This is a genomic window from Collinsella ureilytica, from assembly GCF_019795105.1.
GTDB lineage: Bacteria > Actinomycetota > Coriobacteriia > Coriobacteriales > Coriobacteriaceae > Collinsella > Collinsella ureilytica.
In genome coordinates this window covers 213171-234140 of the sequence record NZ_JAIMFO010000006.1, presented here as the reverse complement: position 1 = coordinate 234140, position 20970 = coordinate 213171, and the positions used below count along the sequence as shown (strand labels likewise).

The 20970-nt window shown below is 52.2% G+C and carries 16 protein-coding genes; 13 read left to right on the top strand and 3 right to left on the bottom strand.

Annotated features, from left to right (window positions below; all coding sequences use genetic code 11):
* The first annotated feature begins 673 nt into the window (after positions 1–673).
* The 13 genes from K6V98_RS05335 to K6V98_RS05275 all read left to right on the top strand — a co-directional run bounded on the left by K6V98_RS05335 (position 674) and on the right by K6V98_RS05275 (position 17450).
* A complete protein-coding gene (locus tag K6V98_RS05335; RefSeq protein WP_222199490.1) occupies positions 674–4987 on the top strand; it encodes a beta-N-acetylglucosaminidase domain-containing protein in 4314 nt (1437 codons plus the stop codon).
* A gap of 172 nt (positions 4988–5159) precedes the next feature.
* Complete coding sequence (gene purE, locus K6V98_RS05330) at positions 5160–5630, top strand: 5-(carboxyamino)imidazole ribonucleotide mutase (RefSeq protein ID WP_222199489.1); 471 nt, start codon at positions 5160–5162, stop codon at positions 5628–5630.
* A 61-nt stretch (positions 5631–5691) separates the two neighbouring features.
* Complete coding sequence (locus K6V98_RS05325) at positions 5692–6873, top strand: class B sortase (protein WP_306792773.1); 1182 nt, start codon at positions 5692–5694, stop codon at positions 6871–6873.
* Positions 6874–6936: 63 nt separating this feature from the next.
* Positions 6937–8613: an amidophosphoribosyltransferase gene (purF, locus tag K6V98_RS05320; RefSeq protein ID WP_222199488.1), complete on the top strand. Its 1677-nt coding sequence runs from the start codon at positions 6937–6939 to the stop codon at positions 8611–8613.
* A gap of 87 nt (positions 8614–8700) precedes the next feature.
* Entirely contained in the window at positions 8701–9807 is a 1107-nt protein-coding gene (gene purM / locus K6V98_RS05315) for a phosphoribosylformylglycinamidine cyclo-ligase (protein ID WP_222199487.1), read from the top strand.
* 32 nt (positions 9808–9839) lie between these two features.
* Positions 9840–10736: a phosphoribosylglycinamide formyltransferase gene (gene purN, locus K6V98_RS05310; RefSeq protein ID WP_222199486.1), complete on the top strand. Its 897-nt coding sequence runs from the start codon at positions 9840–9842 to the stop codon at positions 10734–10736.
* A 99-nt stretch (positions 10737–10835) separates the two neighbouring features.
* Positions 10836–12125: a peptidylprolyl isomerase gene (locus K6V98_RS05305; RefSeq protein WP_222199485.1), complete on the top strand. Its 1290-nt coding sequence runs from the start codon at positions 10836–10838 to the stop codon at positions 12123–12125.
* 98 nt (positions 12126–12223) lie between these two features.
* Positions 12224–12667 carry a GatB/YqeY domain-containing protein gene (locus tag K6V98_RS05300; protein WP_222199484.1) on the top strand — a complete coding sequence of 148 codons (444 nt, stop codon included), beginning with the start codon at positions 12224–12226 and terminating at the stop codon, positions 12665–12667.
* Between the two features lie 509 nt (positions 12668–13176).
* Complete coding sequence (locus K6V98_RS05295; RefSeq protein ID WP_306792772.1) at positions 13177–13908, top strand: amino acid ABC transporter ATP-binding protein; 732 nt, start codon at positions 13177–13179, stop codon at positions 13906–13908.
* Between the two features lie 56 nt (positions 13909–13964).
* Positions 13965–14807, top strand: coding sequence for a transporter substrate-binding domain-containing protein (locus tag K6V98_RS05290; RefSeq protein ID WP_222199483.1), 843 nt, complete (start codon positions 13965–13967; stop codon positions 14805–14807).
* An 89-nt stretch (positions 14808–14896) separates the two neighbouring features.
* On the top strand, positions 14897–15649 hold the full coding sequence (locus K6V98_RS05285) for an amino acid ABC transporter permease (protein WP_222199482.1): 753 nt from the start codon (positions 14897–14899) through the stop codon (positions 15647–15649).
* 3 nt (positions 15650–15652) lie between these two features.
* Positions 15653–16306 carry an amino acid ABC transporter permease gene (locus K6V98_RS05280; protein WP_222199481.1) on the top strand — a complete coding sequence of 218 codons (654 nt, stop codon included), beginning with the start codon at positions 15653–15655 and terminating at the stop codon, positions 16304–16306.
* A 256-nt stretch (positions 16307–16562) separates the two neighbouring features.
* Entirely contained in the window at positions 16563–17450 is an 888-nt protein-coding gene (locus K6V98_RS05275; RefSeq protein ID WP_306792771.1) for a cytidylate kinase-like family protein, read from the top strand.
* Between the two features lie 107 nt (positions 17451–17557).
* Here K6V98_RS05275 and K6V98_RS05270 read toward each other — a convergent pair whose 3' ends face one another.
* From K6V98_RS05270 to K6V98_RS05260, 3 genes are all read right to left on the bottom strand, one after another.
* Positions 17558–18463, bottom strand: coding sequence for a phosphotriesterase family protein (locus tag K6V98_RS05270; protein ID WP_222199480.1), 906 nt, complete (start codon positions 18461–18463; stop codon positions 17558–17560).
* A gap of 5 nt (positions 18464–18468) precedes the next feature.
* Positions 18469–19614, bottom strand: a complete 1146-nt coding sequence (dgoD, locus tag K6V98_RS05265; protein WP_222199479.1) for a galactonate dehydratase — start codon at positions 19612–19614, stop codon at positions 18469–18471.
* Positions 19615–19685: 71 nt separating this feature from the next.
* On the bottom strand, positions 19686–20954 hold the full coding sequence (locus K6V98_RS05260; protein ID WP_222199478.1) for a PTS galactitol transporter subunit IIC: 1269 nt from the start codon (positions 20952–20954) through the stop codon (positions 19686–19688).
* Between the last annotated feature and the right edge of the window lie 16 nt (positions 20955–20970).

Sequence of the window (20970 nt, the reverse complement as noted above, 5' to 3'; positions counted from 1 at the left end):
GGTGTGTGCACCTCTTGCCTATGCGGTGTGCGTAGTTGTGGGTGTGTGATCACATACGTACGCTCGCGAACACGTGTGTTCATGCTTCCCGCACCCTTCTGAGCGGATGCGTCGCTCCCATATACCGTGCGTGCATTTTGGTGTCGTGAGGAGCATTTTTGCCCGCACTTCGCGTCAAATCGTTGCCTCGAGGGCAATAAATGTACTAAATTAAACCCCCTATGCGAGATGGAGATCGATAGCTCACCTGAATTGTCGTGAAATTCAGCTCCTCTCAGGCGCATCGCGTCGTCTGCCAGGCATACCTCAGCCACCCGTCAAGGCATCGCAGCTTCATGTCAGGCCATCTCATCTCCTCTCAGGCGTGTCTCTGCCATGATCATGCTAACGACAACATCACAATAAAATAGAATAATACTGGAAGAAAATCAAAGAAAACGAATCAGAGGTGACGAACTGAGAGCTCAGAAGGTATGATTTCCACCATACCTGCTGGCTTTATCTGCCCATACCACCTGCCATTCACCGCGTCCAATCAACCGTTTACGGGTCGACAGACCTCAGCATCTACGCGCGCATTTCTACACTTGCTTTATCCGTATGTTGGGAAGATATATCGATCCTGGCGCAGATTCACAAGCGTCTGCGGCAGGAGTTTGGGAGAAGGAGACCCATGGGCAGGCATCTCACGTTTACGCGCGCGGCACGTCTTGCGTTCACGGTGCTAACGGCGTTTTTCGCCCTTGTTTTAGTGCGACCGGCAGCTGCAGAGACCAGTGAGTATCAGATCTATCCTACTCCGCACGATATAACGTATAACGAAGGTACCGCTACCTTAGGTTCAACGGCTACCCTTGTTTTTGACGCGGGCATTGATGAGGCAACGCAGGCTCGAGCCACGGAAGCCTTGCGCGTCAAAAACATTGAAGGCACGGTTGCAAATGCGGCAGGAGAGGGCACGAACCTCCTGGTCGGCATTGTGGCAAAAGATGGAACTGCGCAAGGGGTAGCTGAGCGTACGCTCGTGGCCGCAGGCATCTCTCATCCGGCAGAGCATTTTGCCAAAACCGATGCATACTCCCTAGACATTTTGGCAAACAAGGATGGGTCGGCCACGATCGTTGTGATTGGTGCAGATACCGATGCAGCCTTCTATGGCCTTTCCACCCTCTATCAGATTTTCCAGCAACTCGACGGTGCATCAGTTCGCACCCTGACGCTCGAGGATCACGCAGACATTATTACGCGCGGTTTTATTGAGGGCTACTACGGTGAGCCGTGGAGCACTGAGGATCGCGTGAACCTTATGAAGTGGGGTGGCTACTACAAGCTCAATGCCTATATGTACGCCCCGAAAGATGACCCTAAGCACAATAGCGCTTGGCGTGATCCCTATACTGACGAAGAGCTTGTTGAGAAGATCGAGCCTCTGGCAACGGCTGGCAATAATTCAAAATGCCGCTTTGTGTTTGCCTTGCATCCCTTTATGCACAACCCCATTACCAGCGCAAACTATGATGAGACCGTGCCTATTTTGAAGGAAAAGTTCAAGCAGGTCATGGATCATGGTGTGCGCCAGATCTGTATCTTGGCAGACGATGCACGTAACCAAGGTGCTGATCTGTATACACGCTTGCTGCGCGATATGACCGATTGGGTTCATACCCAGCAACAAGCTACCGGCCAAGATGGTCAACTTTTGTATCCCGGTCTTAAAGACACGATCATTTTCTGCCCGGTGAACTACATGGGCTTTGGCGAGGGCTGGTATGCCAACTTGCCAGCGAATATTCAGGTCATCAACACCGGTGGCCGCGTATGGGGCAAGGCAACGAATAGCTTTACGACCCGCTTCCAGTCCACCTCTGGTGTAGCTCCTTTCATGTGGATCAACTGGCCGTGCACCGATAACACCAAGAACAGCCTTTCTATGGGAGGCTACAAAAACGCCTTAGGTGACGATGTGCGCCCGGGATCTGTGAAGGGCGTTGTGCTGAATCCCATGCAGCAGTCTGAGCCTTCTAAGGCCGGCATCTTTATGAATGCAGACTTTAGTTGGAACCTCTGGAAGAGCTACGATCACGCTGATCAGGTTTGGCAAGACTCCTTTAGCTATGTTGATCACGGCTCACCTCTTCCCACCGAGGCCTCCAATGCGTTGCGGGCACTCTCAAACAATATGCGCTACTACAAAGGCGGTGGGGTCGACTTCGTTTCTGAAGAGTCGGAGCTCGATGTGGATGGCCGTCCGGTAGTCGAAGGTGCGCGCTCAGTGCGTGCTCGGATTGAGGCGCTGAGTGCCAAGCTTACTTCTGGCTCTTTAGCTGCTGAGGATATTGCTGAGGGCAAGGCACTCTTCTCAAGCTTGCTTGCACACGTAGATGCCTACACCAAAGATCCAGGCAACGCCGCTATGGCTGCTCAGATTGAGCCCTTCATGGGAGCGTGGCGCGATATGTGCACAGCTGCCATTGGGTATTTTGATGCCTATGAGGCCTCGCTCACCAATGATGCCACGGCTCTAGCCGAGCGTTACTTTGCTGCCCGTGCTGCCTATATGGCCATGGACGGACACGGATATCCGTATGTCAATCACACCGAGTATGCCTCGGTGGGTAACCGCTATATCAAGCCGTTTGTGAAGGCGCTCAATAAAGAAGTTACCGAGCGCGCACAGCGCGGCATTGATCCGATGCCCACTGCCCCTGCTCCAGAGTCTCAGGCTACGGCTAGCTTGGTTGGCCTGAATGTGTACAACTCCAACTCAGTTGACCGTGTGGTAGACGGTAGTGAGTCAACCTATGGCTGGTTCCACCACAACAATGGCAATATTCAGACGAACGATGCCGTGATGGTGAGTTATGAGCCGGCAAAAACCATCGGCTTTGTGCGCTTGGTGCAGGACTCGGGCGATAAGCTGGTAGCTGGTGCTCTTGAGTACACCGAGGATGGATCCTCCTGGCATAAGCTCGCCGATATTTCTGGTGAGGCAGTTCAAGAACTTCGTTTCCCCAACGTAGTTGCAAAGGCGATTCGTGTTCGTGCAACACAAGGAACTGATCGCTGGTGGAAGGTGGCAGAAATTATGTCTGCCGCTGGTAAGAGCACCGGCGATGCAGGAGCTATTGTGTCTGATGCTTCCGATGAGCCGGGAATTTCTGGAGAAGTCCGGAATGGTTCGGGAAGCATTCACGATGGTACGGTGGAGCTGAAGGCCAATACCTATCTTGCTATCGATCTTGGTGCAGTTCGTACTCAGGTGATGGTGAATCCGCATGCTACGACCCTGCCTGATGGGGCTCAGTTGGTCGCATCAGTGAATCGTCTTGAGTGGACGCCACTTGTTGCAAACAAGCCGCAGACTGCTCGCTTTGTCGGTGTGCGTATGGGCAAAAAAGATGGCAACGTTGCATTCAAAAACTTCGCACTCAGCTACGCGTTTGCCACCGATCCATCCATCGATGCTTCATCAACGCTTCGCCGCACGGATGCCATGGATGTCAACGCCATCTTTGACGGCAAGCTTTCTACCGCTGCGAAAAACGCTCAAACACCGCGTACTGATGACACGATTGTGTTCGACCTGGGTATGGAGCGAGAGATCAACTCAATTGCGTACTATATTACTGAGGCAAGCCTAGATCCCGTCCGCAACGGTGTCATTGAGGCGTCGATGGATAAGTCGAGCTGGACGCCCGTGCTATCAATCAATGGAACAACGCCGGTATCTGAAGACGGCTGGCAAACGGCCACCGCCAAAGACGCCCCGTGGTTGACGCACGATGCGGATAATCCGGGTTATATGTACACCGCAAGCCCCAAGACCGAGGCAACGAAGGGGAATGTTCAAGATCCCAACGGCACCGATCCGCTTTCGGTTAAGGCTCGCTACCTGCGCCTGCGCTTCACCGCTGGCTTCTCAAAGCGCTGGGTTGAGATAAGCGAGATTGTGATTAACAACGGTGAGTATGTTTCAAACTATCGCGATGCCGACATCAGCGCGTCGAGCCTCGAAGAGCGTGGACACAGTCCTCATAACGCCATCGATGGTGATCTGAATTCAACGTGGGTCTCTTCTGGTAAAACCGCTACCGGTGAGGACGATACGACCAAGACACTTACCTATAGCATTTCTGAGCCGCTTGATTCAGATGACAAACCCATGACGGGCGTGCGCATCATTTCGCTTCCGTCTGCTGCTCCGCACCGCGTCCGCCGCGATGTGTCTGCTCAAGCGCAGATCGAGGAACCCCGGGTCTATGCTGATCTGTATACCGATAACACCTACACCAAGACAGATCGTGTTGAGCTTGGCTACCTTGATGGCAGGGTGAAGGACTTTGGTTTTGGTGGCAAGGTTGCTCAGCGTGTGGTGATCGATTGGTCTCATGGTGGAGCTGCGGCTCCAGAGGTCGGCGAGATCTACTTAATCGGTGCCGCTTCAAAGGTTCAGGCTCCGGCCTTGCCTGAGCAACCCGTCTTCCCGAAGGACGCGCCCGATCCAGGCGAGACTCCCGATCCAGGCAAGCCGCATGATCCTTCAACCGATGAGCCGGGTTCAGGCGAGACCCCGAACCCAGGTGAGACTCCGAACACGGGTGAGACGCCTGATCCTCACACACCTGGCTCAAGCGAGACGCATGAGTTTATGATTCGCTTTATGGATGGCGAGAAGCTCTTGTACGAGGTACAGGTTGCTGATGGAAAGCAACTTGCAGTCCCAACGGCACCTACACGCGAGGGCTATAGGTTCGTTGGTTGGGAACTGCCAGATGGCACGCTCTTCGATTTCTCCAAGCCCGTATCTGCTGATATGACACTTGTAGCACGCTTTAAGAAGAAGGATGAGACTAAGCGGCCTCGCCGTAAGAAGTCAGCTGCTAAGTCCCAGCTGCCAAGAACCGGGGGTAACTCCTTGGTTGTAGTTGCAGTTTCTATGGTTGGCGGTATGGGAGCTCTGTGGGCAGCTCGCCGTCGCCGGAGCTAATCTCGCTTCACAGGGTATGACAGAAAGGAGTCCTTCGGGGCTCCTTTCTTCTTTTCAAATAAGCCCTCCTTATGAGTGGGGGCTTTGAGGATGTGAAGATGAGAGCCTGGGACAGATGAGTTCTCTGTACTATCGTATGTGCAGGTACGCTCAACGTATAACTGGAGGAAGTATGGCTGAAACCGGAAAGACTCCACTTGTGGGTATTATCATGGGCTCTACGTCCGATATGCCTGTTATGGAGAAGTGCACCGAGGAGCTTGATCACCTGGGTATCCTGTATGAGCTCATCATTGCAAGTGCTCATCGCAGTCCTGCTAAGGTGCACGAATGGGCATCGACCGCAGCTGATCGTGGCATAAAGGTCATCATTGCTGCCGCAGGTAAGGCAGCGCATTTGGGAGGCGTGGTTGCTGCATATACACCGTTGCCTGTCATTGGTGTTCCCATGAAGACCTCGGACTTAGGCGGCATGGATTCTTTGCTTTCTATGGTACAAATGCCCTCCGGTGTACCGGTGGCATGTGTGGCCATCAACGGTTCTAAAAACGCTGCAATCTATGCTGCTCAGATCTTAGGCACTGGCATGCCTGAGTATCGCGAGCGCATCTTTGAGCTCAAGCAGCAGATGGCTGAGGCATAACACGTGCGTGTGCGGGTAGAGTCTGCCCGCTGTTGTATTCCTTACGAGAAAGAGATCCGCGATGACGCGCTTTCGCTCTGATAGTCAACCTGAAAACCCTGTAGGGGGTCGTCACTTTAGCTCAGATAAGGCATCTGGGCAGTCTGCAGGCAGCGTAGGTGGGCGACCGGCAGGTGCTCACCCAGCTGGGATCAAGCCTGTTGGAGCTCGCCTTGCAGGTGGTTCACGCTTTGCTCGCTCCTCTCACGGGAGTGTATCTGAATCCACCGCGCACACGCAGGCTCGAGGCGTACGCCCGGTCACGAGGTCAACGGGTAGGCGTTTTGCTACCGCCTCCGATGCCCAGTCTCCAAAGAAAGAGAGAGCGTCGCGAGCCACGTATGGCAGGCCTTCGAAAAATAAGCAAGGCAAAGGGCCGCGCGACATCATCTCAACTATCTTGATTGTCGTAGGCATAGCTCTGTTGTTGGTAGCTGGTGGCATCTTTATCCACGCTCAGCTTGGGTATCGTGAGGCGCAGGCTTCCTATAAGCAGCTTGAGCAGTATGCGGTAAAGGATAAAGAGGGCGATGGCCTGCCCCAGGTTGATTTCGATGAGCTTTCCAAGATCAACCCCGATATTGTGGGCTGGATCTATGTTCCAAATACCGTGATCAACTATCCCATTGTGAAGACCAACGATAACGAGACCTATCTATATCGGCTCTTCGATCGCTCGGGCAATGGGTCCGGCACGATCTTTATGGATATGGACAATGCAGCTCCGGGCATGATGGACGAGCAAACAACTGTGTATGGCCACCATATGAATGATGGCAGCATGTTCAACTATATTGACCAGACGCTCAAGCAGGACGCTTTCAATACCATCAAGACGGTCTACTACATCACGCGTGATGCAACCTATACCTGTACGCCGCTTTATACCATGCAGGTTGAAGACACGTATAACGATGCCCGCGTGCCCAATTTTGGCGATGGGAAGAGCTTGGAAGACTATCTACGCGATGGTCTTACCAAGGCGAAGGCTCAGGCACCAGACGCTGAAAGTCGTATTGGATCTACCAAGCAGGTATTCTCACTCATTACGTGCGCAGGCGAGATTATTCCGCGTACCACGCGAGCAGTGATGGTGTGCTCGGTGGATAAGAAGACCGATCGCGCTCCGGCAAGTCCAGACCAGACTCACGAGGGTGAAAACGCTGGAGAAGCTGCGGGAGGCGAGGGCAGCAACGAGGGTTAAGCTTCGTGTGCAAGATGGTGCACGAGTAGTTTTTAGATCATCCGATCTGATCGAGGGGAAGTTATGTCTCAAGAAACCGTCCGTGCGGCTGAATTGGCTGCTGCGCGTACGCAGGCTCTTTGTGCGACAGCAGATGATCTTGAGCGCGATGAGCTCCATGAGGAGTGCGGTATCTTTGGTGTGTGGGCTCCCAATCGCGGTGTTGCTCGTCTGACCTATTTTGGTCTTCGTGCCCTGCAGCATCGTGGCCAAGAGTCAGCAGGTATTGCAGTGGGAGACGGCGGAACGGTTATGGTTCGCAAAGATCTTGGCTTGTTAGGCCGGGTCTTTTCTGACGCGGATCTTTCTGCTCTAGCAGGAGATGTGGCCGTTGGGCACGTGCGCTATGGCACGGCGGGAGCGAAGAGTTGGGAGGCAGCTCAGCCCCATCTCTCAACAATCAACGATGTGATCATCGCACTTGCTCATAATGGCACCTTGGTGAACACCGATGAGCTGCGCCGTCAGCTCATTGAACTGGGAGTTCCCTTTCTTTCTAATTCGGATTCAGAGGTAGCCGCGAAGCTGATTGGCTACTTTACACAGCGCACGAGCCACTTACGCGAGGGAATTCGAAAAACCATGGAGATCGTCCGTGGCGGCTATGCAATGACCCTCATTACTGAACAAGCCTTGTATGCCTTTCGCGATCCGCACGGAATTCGCCCCTTGGTATTAGGGCGTTTGGTGGATCAGGGCCTCGATCAGCTCGACCTAGAGGCCGTCTCAACGCTGCCTGTTGATGGAGATCCGGCGGCTGCTGCGGCAGATGAGCCGGTGGTAGGCATTGGCGGCTGGGTGGTGGCTTCTGAGACCTGCGCCTTAGATATTGTGGGAGCCGAGTACGTACGTGATGTGCGACCCGGAGAGATCCTGCGTGTGAATGCCGAAGGCTTGATATCTGAACAGGGCGTTCCTGCTGAAACCCCGGGAGCAAGTTGTATTTTTGAGCAGGTATATTTTGCTCGCCCCGATAGCATTATGGATGGTAAGTCGGTATATGCCTGCCGCTATGATATGGGTCGCCAACTAGCAATTGAGGCACCGGCTGAGGCAGACCTCGTTATTGGTGTGCCAGATTCTGGCCTGCCGCCGGCCGAGGGCTTTGCGCATGAGAGCGGCCTGCGGTTTGGCGAAGGCCTCATCAAGAATCGCTATGTTGCCCGTACCTTCATCGAGCCCACTCAAGAGCTTCGTTCCATGGGTGTGCGCATGAAGCTCAATCCACTGCGCGATACCATTGCGGGCAAGCGCTTGGTAGTGATTGACGACTCAATCGTGCGCGGTACGACGATGGTGCAACTCGTGCGTATGCTTCGCCAGGCTGGTGCCCGCGAGATTCATGTACGTATTAATTCTCCTGAAGTGATCTGGCCGTGTTTTTATGGCATTGATACCGATGTTCAGTCTCAGCTTATTAGTGCCAGCAGAAGTGTTGATGAGATCTGCGAGATGATCGGCGCAGATTCACTCGCCTTTCTCTCTATGGAAGGACTGCTCAGGTGTATGCCTGAGCGTTCGTATTGTGCCGCCTGCTTTACGGGATGTTATCCCGTGGCAATTCCTGAAACATTTGGTCGGGAGAAGTTCATGGATGGGTATCGTCCGCGCAACCTTGGAGAGGACGCCGTGGTAGACGAAGATGCGGTTGTTCAAAAGGGGAAGGATCGCACCTGGGAGCTGGCACATCAGAGCTCGTAAGAGGGGCAACTTTCTGTATGGCGTGTGATTGCTCAACGGGGCACATGGTAGTATTAGCTCGTGTTTGCGCAGGTGAAAGGGGAGTTCATGGCTGATTCGGTCGGACATATTACCTATGAAGACGCAGGGGTAGACACAGCGGAAGGTGCGCGAGCGGTTGATGCGATCAAGCGCATGGTGAAAGAAACGGCTCGTCCAGAGGTGATCGGTGGTATCGGCGGCTTTGGTGGGCTTTTTTCCGCTGCTGCCTTGAAAGACATGGAAGATCCGATTCTGATCTCTGGTACCGATGGTGTGGGCACCAAACTCGTGTTAGCTCAACTGCTTGATCGTCACGATACCGTTGGCCAGGATCTGGTTGCCATGTGCGTGAACGACATTTTGGCCTCAGGTGCTGAGCCTTTATTTTTCTTAGACTATGTTGCCATTGGCCACATTGAGGCTGAGCATATGGCCAAGATTATTTCTGGCGTGGCAGAAGGGTGCAAGCTTGCAGGCTGTGCTCTTATTGGTGGAGAGATGGCTGAGCATCCTGGTGTAATGCGCGCAGATGATTATGACCTCGCTGGCTTTACTGTTGGTGTGGTCGACAGACCAAAGATGCTGCAGGTAGAGAATGTACAGGCAGGGGATGTAATCCTCGGTCTTGCAAGTTCAGGTATTCATTCCAACGGATATTCGCTCGTCCGGCGTGTACTGGGAGTGGATGGTCTTTTGCCAGGTACACCTGAGGCGGAAGCGAAGCGGAAAGAGCTGGAGCAGTCCCTTGCTGAGATTGGTGGTAGTTCGCTGGCCGATGCCTTGCTCGCGCCCACTCGAATCTATGTGCGGCCGGTGCTCGATCTTTTGCGCTCTGGTGTGGAGGTGCACGCGCTTGCCCATATTACCGGTGGTGGCATTTCTGAAAATCTCAATCGAGCTTTGCCGGGAAATGTCGATGCCTTAGTGAATCGCGGGAGCAAGACGATGGGTTGGGATGTTCCGCCCATTATTACCTATATTGCCGACGCCGCTCAGCTCAGCCTTGATGAGGCCTGCCGTACCTTCAATATGGGTGCTGGCCTTATGCTCATCGTGGCTCCTGAGGATGAAGCGCGTGTATCTGAGGCGTTAAGCGCCGCTGGTGAACAGGTATTCCGCGCCGGTGTTTGCGTGGATGGTACGGGCGAGGTGCGCTATACCGACCAGGCATAAGGGTATGCACAGTTGTATGTGAGAGGAACTACATGTCTACGCTTGATGAAGAGTATCGTCGGCTCATTGAGGAGGCGGGGCTTCCGGCAGACGCGCTGCCGAGCGATTTGTTTTATAGCGGAGCTGCTGAGCGAGAGGTTGATCAGGCTCGTGCAGATGCGGTAACTCAAGAGCAAGTTGGTCTTTTGCGCTCAGAAACGACTACGTGGGACGGGAGCTGGGAGACGCTCGCTGAGCTTGCGCCCGGCTCGTTAAGCAGCAATGATCTGCAGCAAGGTATTGCCGAGCGCAGAGCTGCTGGCGATGTCATGCAGCCCTTACCGATCGCTGTTTTGATCTCCGGTTCAGGTACCAATCTTCAGGCGATGATTGACCAAATTGCTGCAGGTACACTTAATGCAGAAATCAAGCTCGTCGTAGCAAGTCGCCCTGATGCGGCTGGTCTTAAGCGAGCTGAGGCAGCGGGGCTGCAAACACTCACCTTATCGCGAGAGATTTACAAAGATCCCATTATGGCTGATGAGGTGATAGCCACCGAGCTGTATCGAGCTGGTGTGGCCTATGTGGTTATGGCTGGCTATATGCGCAAGGTTCACGCGCCGCTGCTCATAAGCTTCCCGGATCGCATCATTAACTTACATCCTGCACTCTTGCCGAGCTTTCCAGGAGCCCATGGCATTGAGGATGCCCTTGCTCGTGGCGTGAAGGTAACCGGCGTGACCGTACATATTGCCAATGCAGCCTATGACGCAGGCCCAATTATTGCTCAGACACCCGTGACGATTGATGAGGGTATGGACGCAGAGGCGCTCGCTCAGCGCATCCATGCCGTGGAGCATGATGTGTATCCTCGGGTCGTGCAGATGCTGAGTGAGGGACGTGTGAGCATTCGGTCAGATCGCACTGTGGAGATTGCGCCACAGGTATAGCGTGCCTCAACGCTCGCCACGTTTGCTGTGCGACAATTAATCCAACTCTGAACATCTGCCCAGAGCATGCTGCCCGTCCATGAGAGGAATGTCTCATCTATGAAGATCAAGCGCGATCATTCCACCGAAACCGTTTCCGCCGCTTCTGAGAAGCGCCTGCCAAATCGCAAGCAGGTAAAGGCTGGCCTATCAAAAACAGGCAAGATTATTCTTGCTCTTGTGGGCGCGGCTGCCATGTTGCTGTCGGTAACTGCCATGGCGTGCTCTGGCGTGCTCAACCAAATCAGCTCAAAGCAAAGCTACCAGCTCACCGGTGGTGTTGCGGCTGTGGTAAACGGAACAAATATTACCGAGGATACCGTTACCAAGCAGATTATGAATGCCAAGATGACTGGTGGGTTTGAGAAGGATGAGGTGTGGGCGAGCTTTTTGGTGCAGCAAGGTCTGACGCCTGAGAGCTATCGAGAACAGGTCATCAAGAGCATTGCAAAAGAGTTCCTCACCAAGCAGGCAGTACACGAGAATCATGTGACGATTTCTGATGAGGAGATCGATGAGTCGTATAAGAAGGTTGTTGAGCAGTACGGCGGCATGGACTCATTTAAGAAAATGATGCAGGCCACCGGTAATACCGAGAAGAGTTTCCGCGAGTCGTTGCGCGAGAGCTTGCTGCAAGACAAGCTCCGCGACGTGGTAGCACCTGATCGTGAGCCAACGGACGGCGAGATTATTACCTTCTTTAACGAGGGTTTTGATACGTACAACAATGCGCGCCGCTCTGAAAACCTCCTTATAAAGGTCGATGCTTCAGCCGATGAGGCTACCAAGACTGCAGCACGTGAAAAAGCAACAAAGATCCTTGAGCAGATCCGATCTGGAGAGATCTCTTTTGAGGACGCCGTGAAGGAAAACTCCGATGATACGGGCTCAAAGGAGTCTGGCGGAGACGTGGGTTGGGATAAGCTCACCTCGTTTGTGCCTGAGTATCAACAAGCCTTAGCTCAGCTTGGAAAAGACCAGGTGAGCGATGTGGTTGAGACCACCTATGGCTTCCATCTCATTAAGTGCACTGAGGTATTACAGCTCTCTGATCGAGCAACCTCGATTGATCAGCTGCCTGAGAGCTTCCGTACCTATATTGCCAATGTTTTAAAGACGCGCTCCAAGACTGAGGACTATAACGCGTGGATGGATGACTACCTTAAGAAGGCTGATCTTAAGATCAATCCCATGCCAGAGAATGTGCCCTATAACGTGAGTCTTGAGGGTGTGAGTCCGCTCGACGAGAGCAAGCCTGACCCGGCTTCTCCAAATACTACAGACTCCTCGGCTCAGGTGAGCTCGTCCACTGAGGTGAACGCTGGTAAGGAAAACTCAGAGCAGAAGTAGGTGTGATTCACTGAACTGTTTGCAGGTCTAAATATCTGATACGGGTGCGGGCTGAGCATGTGTACTCGCTCGCTGCCGTTTGATACACGAGGTGTGAGATGAAAAAAGAAGAGCTTAAGAGCCAGATGATCGCCGCTATGAAGGCAAAGGATAAGCCGAGGCTTTCAATCATTCGCCAGGTTATGGGAGAGGTAACCAATATCGAAGTAAACGAGAGGCGCGAGGCTTCTGAGGCGGATGTTGACGCGATGATTAAGCGCCTTATTAAACAGACGGGCGAGACGCTCGAGATGTCAAAACAGGCAGGAAACGATCCTGATCGTACAGCTCTGCTGGCTACCCAAATTGAAATGCTTGAGCAGATGCTGCCCGAGCAGGTTTCTGGTGAGGCACTTGAGGAGCTCATCAGCCGTGTGCTTGAAGAGACGGGTGCCACAACCAAGCGTGAAATGGGTCAGGTCATGGGCGCGCTCCACGGGGCAACAGGTGGAAATTTTGACAAGCCTGCCGCTGCTCGCATATTGGGAGAGCGCTTGGCATAAAGCCTCTGCATCTCTGTTTGTCCAGGGCGTGCGTGACGCGATGTCATATCTGTTTGCGCATCTTGCGTGCGAGAAATTTAAACCGACGGTCATTATAATTTGAGCGATGTGCGCGAAGGTTTTCGTTGTGTGCTGGCGGGGCGATAAGCGGTCGCGTCAAAGGGTTTCGTTGCGTATGCGCGTAGCGCCCACATTCAATTCCGTAATTTTTGCCTCGTTGGCCAAACGCTGCGAGGCAAAGTCTTCTGCGCACCTGACCTCGTGATATTTCCATTCAATGGCGAATTCGGGCACGTAGACCCGCATGGGGTATAATCAACCGAACGCATAAGCTGCACCTGCGTCACCGGGCTCGGCCACTGTTTCGTAAGTTTGCAGGTCATGCATAGTGCGGGGACGTGTCCGAAGCCATACATGATGGATTGGGAAGCCTGACGGCGTGGTTTGGCGTGATGCAGATTGTATCAACGCCCTCTGTCCGGCAGCGTTATCCGGGAAGGAACATCTTCATGGCAGATATGATCCAGATTAAAGGGCTCAACAAGTACTTTGGCGATCTTCACGTATTAAAAGACGTGAATCTAAACGTTAAAGAGGGTGAGAAGCTCGTTATTATTGGGCCTTCAGGCTCGGGTAAGTCCACGCTTATTCGCTGCGTTGACTTTTTGGAAGAGCCCACAACGGGTGAGGTCATTATTGATGGTACAACGCTCACCCGCAAAAACCATCTAGAGATGGCTCGCCGCTATTCCAGCATGGTATTTCAGCAGTTCAACCTCTATCCCAATATGACGGTTTTGGGCAACCTCACCTTGGCTCCCATTAAGCTGCAGAAGAAGAAAAAAGCCGAGGCGAACAAGATTGCGATGGCAGCCCTTGAGCGCGTTGGGCTTTCAAACAAGGCGGGGGAGTATCCGCAAAATCTTTCCGGCGGCCAGCAGCAGCGCGTAGCAATTGCCCGAGCACTGTGCACGAAGCAGCCCATCATCCTGTTCGATGAACCCACGAGTGCTCTGGATCCTGAGATGGTTCAAGAAGTGCTCGATGTTATGGTTGAGCTTGCGCAAGAAAATATCACCATGATGTGCGTTACGCACGAGATGGGTTTTGCTCGCCAAGTGGCAGATCGCGTCATCTTTATGGATGATGGGCAGATTTTAGAAGAAGGCACGCCCGATCACTTCTTTACTGCACCGCAAAACCCGAGGTGCCGTGATTTCCTCGCGAAGATTCTTCACTAATACCTTGCCGCACATTGCGGTGCTGCCAGAAGTAATACCTAGAAAGGGGTATGGATATGAAACTCTCACGTCGTCAATTTCTACAGGTCGCTGGTATGGGAGCACTCAGCGTGGCAGGCATTTCTGCGCTGACCGGCTGCGGAGGCTCAAAGTCTGATTCTGGCTCCAAGCTGGAGACCATTACGTCTCGCGGCAAGCTGAAGGCTGGCGTTAAAAAAGACGTGGTAGGCTATGGCCTGCTCGATACGGCAACGGGTAAGTATCAGGGGCTTGAGATTGATCTTTGCTATCAGATTGCTGCTGCTACGCTTGGTGTGAGCTATGAGGAGGCAAAAGAGAAGGAGCTCGTTGAGTTTACTGACGTAACTCCTAAGACCCGCGGACCTCTTATTGATAACGATACGCTCGATATTATCTGCGCGACCTATACCATTACTGATGAGCGCAAGAAGAGCTGGGACTTCTCTACTCCTTATCGCACCGACCATGTGGGTGTGCTGGTGAAGAAGGCTGCCGGTATGAAATCGATGGGCGACCTAGATGGCAAGACCATTGGTGTCTCTCAGGGTTCTACCACCAAGGATCTTTTGATGAAGATGCTTGCTGATCAGGGCTTGGACGCCAAGCCTGAGTTTAAGGAGTTCCCGGACTATCCGTCCATCAAGTCTGCTCTGGATGCAGGGAATGTTGACGCCTTTGCTATGGATCGCTCCACCCTCAAGACTTACACCACCGATGATTGTGAGCTGTTGCAGCCCGAGATCGAGTTTGGTTCTCAGGACTATGGCATTGCGACCAAGAAGGGTTCAGACCTTTCTAAGGTGGTAGACGAGACCGTGGTTAAGCTCAAGGACGAGGGCTGGCTTGACGAGGAGTATAAGGTCTGGGATCTGCTCTAAGACCGAGCCTGCAGGTAGATCTGCTCGGTTTGTGTGATGGTAAGGCCTGATGAGGCGGGTGGCTTGCCCGAAGCTCGGAAGGGAACACTATGTTCGAAGGAATTCTTGATCCCATGCGATGGGAGATCACGTTGGCTCAAATGCCGGCCTTCTGGGAAGGCTTTGCATTTACGCTCCAGGTGGTCATCGCTGGGCTCGTGCTTTCGATTGTGCTTGGCACCGTGCTGGGCGTTTTCTCAACCACCCGCTCTGCTATTTTGCGTGGCATCAGCCGTGTCTACGTGGAGTTTTATCAGAACACACCGCTTCCGGTGCAGGTCTTTTTCATGTATATGGCAGGTCCTAAGATTTTGCAGGTCATCACTGGTGCTCCGACTCCGGTGCGTATCAGCTCATTTGCCCTTGGTTTTTTAGGCGTGGGGCTCTACCACGCAGCCTATATTTCCGAGGTTATTCGAACGGGTATTGAGTCGGTTCCGCGCGGACAGATGGAAGCCGCGCTGTCGCAGGGCTTTAGCCGGATTCAAGCATATCGCTACGTGATTTTGCCACAGACCTTCAAGATCATTCTTCCGCCTATGACCAACCAGGCGCTGAACCTTGTTAAGAATAGCTCGGTGCTCGCGCTGATTGCTGGCGGAGACCTGATGTATGCGGCAGACAATTTTGTTTCTACCTGGGGTTATCTCCAAGGCTATTTCTTGGCGTGTTTGATTTACTTCATTATCTGCTTCCCGTTGGCCATGCTCGTGCAATTTCTTGAGCGCCGGTCGAAGGAGCGCCCAAAGGCCAAGGTGATTCCTGGCATTACCGATGTCGCAGCTGCCGGAAGGGAGGCGTAAGCAATGGATTTCTCTATGTTTACCGCCGCCAACGTCAGCTTTATTATGAACGGCTTTTTGAAGACCGTTCAGATCTCTGCCTTGGCAATCATCTGCTCGCTCATCTTAGGCACCGTGCTCGCTATGGTGAAGCAGTATGCCACTGGAAAGCTTCGCCCGCTTTCTTGGCTGGCGAGTATGTATATCGAGCTATTCCGCTGTACACCTAACCTCTTGTGGATCCTGTTCATCTACTTCACGGTAAAGGGTTCCGATCTTTTTATTTCCGTGCTGGCGTTTACGATCTTTACCTCGGCAGTTATGGCAGAGATTGTCCGTGGTGGTTTTAACTCGGTTCCCAAGAGCCAGTTTGAGGCTACTCAGTCACAAGGGTTTGGCTTTTTTGCTGCCATGCGCTACGTGATTTTGCCGCAGACGTTTAAGAAGATCATTCCCGCGCTGTTCTCGCAGTGCACCACAGTCATTAAAGACAGCTCGTATCTTGCTGGCGTGAACGTTGCTGAGTTTATGTACTCATCACGCGTGGTCATGGCTCAGACCTCTGATTTGGGCGGAGTGCTGACGCTCTATGGGTTTGTATTTGCCATGTATTTTATTTTGAATTTCAGCATTTCGCTGATCGTTCGCGCCTATCAGCGTCGTCAGGTTGCTGCATAAGGTGGTTACGTGCGAGTGGGTGTATGGTAGGCTGAGCTTGCAAAGTACGCTGTGCGTGGCTGGGCGCTCACTCGGGCGTGAGAGCGTGTTTGGTTGAGTGTTCGGCTGGGCGTCCCGTTGAGTGTTCGGCTAGCCGTTCGGTTACGTGTTTGGTTGCCTAGCTGAGTGCGTGGTCGCGTTAGACTACACGCGCGCGACTTGAGTGAGATTGAGTAAGACATCGCCTTTCCCAAAGGGGAGCTGAGGAGGCACAACAATGGCTATGTTCAAGAAAAGCGTCACCTCTGACCGTTGGGGTATCGAGGAGCCGGTCATTCAGGGCGATGTGATGCGTGCTGGTCAGCCGGTCGTAATTACGATTGCGCGCGACTATGGCGCTGAGGGTCACGAGATTGGCAAGATGCTCTCAGAGGAGCTGGGTATTCCGCTCTACGATAACGAGCTGCTCGTCCGTGCATCACTGCGCAGTGGTGAGGCCATTGATGAGCTGGCAAATTACGATGAGCGCATGGCACCAGATTTTATGGCCTTCTTGCCTGATCGTATGGACACTCGAACCCTGTCCGATCGTCTTTTTAGCTCAATGTCTGAGGTGATCGTTGATCTGGGTGCGAGCGAGAGCTGCATTATTGAGGGTCGGCTGTCTGACTATCTGCTGCGTCAAAATCCCAATCATATTGCGGTCTTGGTCACTGCGCCGTTCGATGATCGAGTACAGATTGTGGCAGACAAGCGTGGTCTTTCTAAGCGTAAGGCCACGCGTTTGGTGCGCCGGATGCAGCGCGCTCGTGAGGCATTTTATAAGAGGTACTCAGCGGGTAAGTGGCGCTTGTCTGACGGCAAAGACTTAGTGGTAAACCGCTCAAAGTTGGGTCGTGCTGGTTGCGTAGAGGTTATTGCTGCTGCGTACCGCTCAAAACTTGCTGCCCTTGGTTTATCTGAAGCGCCTGCACGAGTTTCGAGGTTTGCTCCCTTGAATGCTCAGGCTGCTGTGGAGACTGCCTCTGCGAATGAGGGCACTGGCGGTAAGCCTGATGCTGACGGCTCTGGCGTTTTGAATGGGGCGTGCTCCAGCGCTTCTGAGCCTGAGGTGGCTGGTGAGGCGAGTGTGAGTGCTGCTGAATCTGAGGCTATGACCGAGTAGCGCCTTTGAAATTCCCCTGCGTGTTTTGCGACCACTCTGCAGCTCTGTGCTGGTACGAGTGGTCGCTTTGTTTGGTTCTGCACGAGCGACCGGCATGCATTGCGGATTTATGACCAATCGAGTACCCGATGAGGATTATCTACAAGCATATTCCAGTAATCGTCTTCGTTGATCTCCTTAAGTAGGCGATCTTTGAAGTCGGTCAAAATATAGTCAAGACCTGGCTTCCCGCCGTACGATTTGAAATAGCTTTTCTTCCCCATATCTCCTGCAAGGCATACCTGGCCACCAAAGCCTGACTCCACGAAATCGCGGAGGATATGTATCCGATCCTCATCAAATCGAACCAAGTCCCTACCGACGTGATCAAAGGAAAGTGATACTCCTCGTTTCATTAGCTTTTTCATATATACGGGATCCAATGTCAGATCTGTGTGGGAGAGGCAAACGTGAGCCAGGTTCATATCCTGGGCATCTAGTAAATCAATCTGCTCTAATCCCATTGTGCCCTTATCGCAATGGGTGATCATTGGGAGTTGGTAGCGCACCGCAATAGATGCAGCTAGTTTTATTGCTCGTTTCTCTCGGTATGTAATCTTAGAAAGTGAAGTTCCTATTTTAATTGCGGCGGGTTTTACTTTTGAGTAACCAATTCCCGTCTCAACCTCTCGCGCGAGCTCACTTAAGATTTCTTCGTCTGAAAGATCATCAAACCAGCGGGGAAGCCATTTATCTTTGTGAAACCCTGTGACGCAGAGAATGGTGACGCCAGTTTGTTGAGAAATCCAGCGAAGAGCCTCTGTGTTCCTGCCGTAGGACAGAGGTGTCAGATCCACGATTGTGCACCCTCCCGCATCCTTGAAAAGCTTCACCTCATCGACGCTTTTCGAGGGCACATCCAGGGTATAGTCATAGTATCGTTCAAGCTCATCAGGGGCGACGTGCAGATGTTCGTGGATATACGTCACTCCTAAATTGCTCGATGATCTTTCACCAAGCACAGTATTGATCATTGTCCCTACCATTCCGCAATGGTGCCATCATAATTCTTCCAGCTTGGATTCGTCCAAACGAGATTCTCAGCGGAGACTGCTCTAACCTTTTCTTCGTCAACGTGGAGACCCAATCCCGGCTCTGTAGGTACGGCAACATAGCCATCTGAATACTGGAATATCTCTTTGTTTTCCACGAAATCGAGAAGATCAAATCCTTGATTGTAATGAATGCCGAAACTCTGCTCCTGTATAAAAACATTAGGAGAGCATGCATCCACCTGCAGCGTTGCGGCAAGCGCGATCGGGCCGTAAGGAGCGTGAGGTGCCGCTGCAATATCAAATGCTTCTGCCATAGCAAGAATTTTCCGCATTTCAAGTATTCCGCCACACAGAGAAACATCAGGCTGGATGATATCTATGGATCCTTGAGTAAAAAGATGCTTAAAATCCCACCGTGAGTAGAGACGTTCCCCTGTGGCAATAGGAATGGGCACTTCGCGTGCAATGTGATCGAACGATTCCCAGTTCTCCGGGAGCACGGGCTCTTCGATAAACATAGGATGATAAGGAACAAGGGCATGCGCAAGCACTTTCGCCATAGGCTTGTGTACGCGTCCATGAAAGTCGATGCCAATCTCAATGTCGCTACCACAGGCTTCTCGGATGGAGGAGACCCTATCAACCACCTGCTTGACCTTATCATACGTATCAACATAATGTAGCTCTTCTGATGCGTTCATTTTCACCGCACGAAAGCCCTTTTGTAGCCTATCCATTGCACCGTCAGCAACATCTGACGGTCGATCTCCGCCTATCCACGAATACACGCGAACGCGATCACGAGCCTTACCGCCAAGCAATTCCCAGACCGGGACGCCGAAAGCTTTGCCTTTGATATCCCACAGAGCCATCTCGAGTCCAGATACAATTGTTCCGTTAATTGGTCCCCCGCGAAAAAAAGATCGGTGAAGCTCTTGCCAAATGCGTTCAATTTCAAAGGGATTACGACCGAGTATTCGCTGAGATAGCTCTTTCGCTCCCTCGACAACTGCTCGTGTCTTGGTTCCAGAAACCAGCTCTCCCCATCCGCTTATTCCTTCATCAGTTTCAACCTTGCAGAAAATCCAACGTGGCTTGACTTCAAAAACATTCACTCCGGTGATTTTCATCGTATAGTCCTTCCTATTAGAGAAGAGGGGTAAGGTTTCATACCTCACCCCTCATAGGATCGCGTGATTATCTAGACGAAGAACCCTGCAATCAGCTGTTGGAGGTAGCCAATAAGGTGCTCACCCGCATCTTCTGTCGAGATAAACTGCATGCCATCAGGAAGGTTAAAGCCGCCAGCAATTGCCAGTTCTGTATGAACGGGAGCAAGTGCCGTCGCGATCCAGAGGACTATGCAAGTGATAATGGTTGTGGAGAGTATCCCGCGGAAAATATTTCCTTTGCCGAATGCAACAGGCCACGCTGCTAGCCACATAGCCTGATAAGCAATATCAGCGATAGGTAGCAGCTTATTTCCTGGCAGTACTGCTGCTAGGATCAATGTGATAGGAACCATAATGATTCCAACCGTAATTGCCGATTCGTTGGCGACGGTAAGAGCCGCATCGATTCCCATAACAAAGCTGGCTCCGGGAAAACGTCTCTGAAGGATAGATTTAATTGCGTTGGCGAAGGGGAGCAGACCTTCCATAAGAATCTGCATCATTTTAGGAGTGAGGATCATTGTTGCGGATGTACTCATAGCAACGACGAGAATCTTATCGATTGAGTCTCTTGCGAGGAGTCCGATAGCGCCACCGATGATAAAACCCATGAACATAGGTTCGCCAACAAAGCCAAATCTTTTTTGAACACCTCTAGGATTGAGATCAATCTTATTGATGCCGGGAATTAAATCCCAAACTTTATTAAGAGCAAAAGCGAGTGGTGCCCAGATTACAGAATTCGATGTCGGGAAGTTGACCCCTTCGAGCTCGAAATAATCTTCCACTACAGGCGTTGTCCAGTCAGCAATTTTTATTGTAATGATGAAATCAATAGCTGATGCAATGATCGATAGCCATGGATTACCGTTTGTCGCGTACCAAACGAGTGCACCGGTAAAAATAAAGTGATTGTAGGACCAGAAGTCGACCATGACCGTCTTTGTTGATTTGGTCACTAGCATAAGAGCGTTAACTCCGAGCACGACAAAGACTACAATCGCAGCGAGAGGAAATGCCCAGGTCGCAGCTGCCCTAGCCGGCCAACCTACATCCATGATCGAAGTCTGAATTCCCCAGTTCATAACCATGTTGGTTACAGAGTCCGCAACTTGAGTTACGAACCAGTTGATCACCATGTTGACTCCGGCGAAGCCGATTCCGACCAAAAGAGCCGATTTCAAGAGGACATTTATCTTTACTCGGAAGATGAGTCCGAGAACCAGAATGATAATCGGCATCATGACCATAGGGCCCACTGAGGCGATTGTTTGAAGACCAATTACAGCAAAGTCCATTGTCGGTACCTCCTTA

Bases quoted from the DNA above. Each gene is read 5' to 3' on its own strand.
- purE (WP_222199489.1), top strand. From the start codon at position 5,160: ATGGCTGAAACCGGAAAGACTCCACTTGTGGGTATTATCATGGGCTCT.
- K6V98_RS05300 (WP_222199484.1), top strand. From the start codon at position 12,224: ATGAAAAAAGAAGAGCTTAAGAGCCAGATGATCGCCGCTATGAAGGCA.
- K6V98_RS05260 (WP_222199478.1), bottom strand. From the start codon at position 20,954: ATGGACTTTGCTGTAATTGGTCTTCAAACAATCGCCTCAGTGGGCCCT.
- K6V98_RS05290 (WP_222199483.1), top strand. From the start codon at position 13,965: ATGAAACTCTCACGTCGTCAATTTCTACAGGTCGCTGGTATGGGAGCA.
- K6V98_RS05285 (WP_222199482.1), top strand. From the start codon at position 14,897: ATGTTCGAAGGAATTCTTGATCCCATGCGATGGGAGATCACGTTGGCT.
- purM (WP_222199487.1), top strand. From the start codon at position 8,701: ATGGCTGATTCGGTCGGACATATTACCTATGAAGACGCAGGGGTAGAC.
- K6V98_RS05305 (WP_222199485.1), top strand. From the start codon at position 10,836: ATGAAGATCAAGCGCGATCATTCCACCGAAACCGTTTCCGCCGCTTCT.
- K6V98_RS05280 (WP_222199481.1), top strand. From the start codon at position 15,653: ATGGATTTCTCTATGTTTACCGCCGCCAACGTCAGCTTTATTATGAAC.
- purN (WP_222199486.1), top strand. From the start codon at position 9,840: ATGTCTACGCTTGATGAAGAGTATCGTCGGCTCATTGAGGAGGCGGGG.
- K6V98_RS05275 (WP_306792771.1), top strand. From the start codon at position 16,563: ATGGCTATGTTCAAGAAAAGCGTCACCTCTGACCGTTGGGGTATCGAG.
- purF (WP_222199488.1), top strand. From the start codon at position 6,937: ATGTCTCAAGAAACCGTCCGTGCGGCTGAATTGGCTGCTGCGCGTACG.
- K6V98_RS05325 (WP_306792773.1), top strand. From the start codon at position 5,692: ATGACGCGCTTTCGCTCTGATAGTCAACCTGAAAACCCTGTAGGGGGT.
- K6V98_RS05270 (WP_222199480.1), bottom strand. From the start codon at position 18,463: ATGATCAATACTGTGCTTGGTGAAAGATCATCGAGCAATTTAGGAGTG.
- K6V98_RS05295 (WP_306792772.1), top strand. From the start codon at position 13,177: ATGGCAGATATGATCCAGATTAAAGGGCTCAACAAGTACTTTGGCGAT.
- K6V98_RS05335 (WP_222199490.1), top strand. From the start codon at position 674: ATGGGCAGGCATCTCACGTTTACGCGCGCGGCACGTCTTGCGTTCACG.
- dgoD (WP_222199479.1), bottom strand. From the start codon at position 19,614: ATGAAAATCACCGGAGTGAATGTTTTTGAAGTCAAGCCACGTTGGATT.